The following is a 2600-nucleotide window of genomic DNA, read 5'->3' on the forward strand; positions in this document are numbered from 1 at the left end:
GAACTTAAAGAAGTCATTAAAGCCGCGCGCTACAACGCCGACAGCGGAAAGAAGAACGTCTTGTTTATCGACGAAATCCACCGTTACAGCAAGGTACAACAAGACGCGCTGTTGCCCCACGTCGAAAGCGGACTTGTTACGCTAATAGTCGCAACCACCGAAAATCCATCTTTCGGAGTGATCCCCGCGCTAAGGTCGCGTTGCCAGGTTGTAGAGCTTACGCAATTATCATTCGATGAGATAAAGGAAATCGTCAAATCCGCACTTGCCGACAAGGAAAACGGGCTGGGCGGACACGATATAAAAATCTCCGATTCCGCTGTGGAGCAAATTGTCCATTTAGCCGCCGGCGACGCGCGGGTGGGCCTTACGCTTCTTGAAGCTGGCGTTAGCGCCGTCAAAGGCGCCACCAAAGGAACCAAAGGAAAAGAGATAACCGAAAAGCTGGTTTCGGAAATATCGCAAAAGGCCAGCCTGCTCTACGACAAGCTGGGCCAGCAACATTACGACCACGCAAGCGCCTTTCAGAAATCGATGCGCGGCTCCGATGCGGACGCCGCCGTTTACTGGATGGGGCGCATGATAGAGGCGGGCGAGGACCCGCGCTTCATCGCAAGAAGGCTTATCGTGTGCGCCGCCGAGGATGTGGGCAACGCCGACCCGACTGCATTGATTCTCGCGGTGGCCGCCGCCGACGCCGTAGAAAAGATCGGCATGCCCGAAGGCCGCATCCCCCTTGCGCAGGCCGTTATTTATGTGGCTTGCGCCCCGAAATCGAACGCTTCATACAAGGCAATCGGCGCAGTTCTCGACCACCTGCAAAAGAGCGGCACCGCGCCGACAGTGCCGAACCACCTGCGCGACACAAGCTACAAAGACGCCAAAAAGATGGGCCACGGCAAGGGATACAAGTATCCCCATGACTATCCCGACCACTTTGTTGCGCAATCGTACCTCCCCGATGAAATTAAGGATGTAAAATTCTACGAGGCTGGCAACGAAGGGCGCGAAGCGGCTTTCGCCAAACGCCTAAAGGAGATTAAGGGGAAGAAAGGGGAAAGTTAGTAAGGAGGGGACGTTCATGCAACCGGTGAAGCCTCAATTAAGTATGGTGTCCCCCGAATTCCAATGTTAAGTGTATGAAAATACAATATCATGATCATATTGCTTTATAATGCTTATTTTTGATAGTTAGGCAAACTTAAAGGATTACCAATGAAAAAAATTTCCGCCGTCGCAATCAATTCCTTAAAAGAAGCGCTAAGCGCAATTTATTGGTATAAATCCGACTTGAGAAACTTTTTGCTTGCAGCCATCTCAGACACAAATTTACTTTCAAGGATAAATTGGGATGAATATAAAATAAATATTTGCGGTAATCTAGTTAACTTCATGAAGTTACATGAAGAAACATATCAAAAAGACCTTCTCAAATTAACAACTGAGATAGTCAAAATCAATGACTACTCTCATCTAGAAAAACTTGATGGCGGAAAAGAAAAGGCATTGAAAGCCAAAAAAGCCGTTAATGCTTTAAGGGAAATTTCAAAAACATTTGTTGATCAGCAGAGTAAATTAGATGAAACAGAGAAGAAGAGACGGGAAGAATATGAAAAAATTCAAAAAAACCAAGAAATAAACAAAAAGCTTAATGAAATAAAAAAGGAATATTTTTCACTAATAAGCTCTGATGATCCACAAGGAAGAGGCTTTAAACTTGAAAAAGTTATTAAAGCTATATTTGAAATATTCGATCTTGACCCAAAAGCATCTTTTCGAGTCATTGGTGAACAAATAGATGGCGCTTTTACTTTTGAGAGCACTGACTTTTTATTTGAAGGCAAATGGACTAAAGATCCTATCTCAATTGCAGATATGGATGCTTTTGCAGGAAAATTATCGCGCAAGTTAGAAAATACTCTTGGGCTATTTTTAGCTATTAATGGATTTTCTGCGGATGCAATCGAGGCTCATACGAAAGGACGGAAATTGATGATACTTATGGATGGTAGCGACTTAATGGCGATCCTTGAAGGCAGAATTGATCTAATAGAATTACTTTATAGAAAGAAACGTTTTGCCTCTCAAACTGGTAATATTTATTTGCAGATTCATGAAATAATGCAAAATATTGACAAATAGGAGTACGCGTCGTCAAATAAATTTTATCGCCCCAGTGCTACGTGAGCAACTTACCTTTAAGCAGCCGGTCTTAGTCTTTTTCCAACTCGTTGATTTCTTCTTCGACCATCTCCATCAGCGATGAAAGCATATCGAACGAGAAATCCATCTTTATCCCGGCGGCCTCGAACAGTTCCTGCGGGGCGCGGCTACCGCCCAGCGTCAGGGCGTTAAGGTAGTTGCCGACAGCCTTTGCGGGGTCGCCCTTGTACATCTTGTAAAACTGCAACGCGCCCAACTGCGCGATGGCGTACTCGATGTAATAAAAGGGCACCTCGAAGATGTGAAGCTGGCGGTGCCACGCGAATCTTTTAATGTCGGGATTAAGGCCGCTGTAATCGGTTTCCACCTCGAACCGTTTTGAAATCTCCAGCCACTTTTCGGCGCGCTCCTCCGGCGTGTGCTTCGGGTTCGTATAA

At 45.7% G+C, this 2600-nt stretch carries 3 protein-coding genes; 2 read left to right on the forward strand and 1 reads right to left on the reverse strand.

All coding sequences use genetic code 11. From position 1 onward, the window contains the following. Both V3S16_RS11015 and V3S16_RS11020 read left to right on the forward strand, forming a co-directional pair. The coding region (locus V3S16_RS11015; RefSeq protein ID WP_413884881.1) for a replication-associated recombination protein A at positions 1 to 1065 on the forward strand (1065 nt) is incomplete at its 5' end. 150 nt (positions 1066 to 1215) lie between these two features. After that, positions 1216 to 2142, forward strand: coding sequence for a hypothetical protein (locus V3S16_RS11020; RefSeq protein ID WP_413884883.1), 927 nt, complete (start codon positions 1216 to 1218; stop codon positions 2140 to 2142). A 70-nt stretch (positions 2143 to 2212) separates the two neighbouring features. Here V3S16_RS11020 and V3S16_RS11025 read toward each other — a convergent pair. Next, on the reverse strand, positions 2213 to 2600 hold a 388-nt coding region (locus tag V3S16_RS11025; RefSeq protein WP_413884885.1), incomplete at its 5' end, for a M3 family metallopeptidase.

Source organism: Candidatus Desulfatibia sp., assembly GCF_036446775.1.
GTDB lineage: Bacteria > Desulfobacterota > Desulfobacteria > Desulfobacterales > UBA11574 > Desulfatibia_A.

Coding starts and splice junctions, on each gene's coding strand:
- V3S16_RS11020 (WP_413884883.1), top strand. CDS start 1,216: ATGAAAAAAATTTCCGCCGTCGCAATCAATTCCTTAAAAGAAGCGCTA.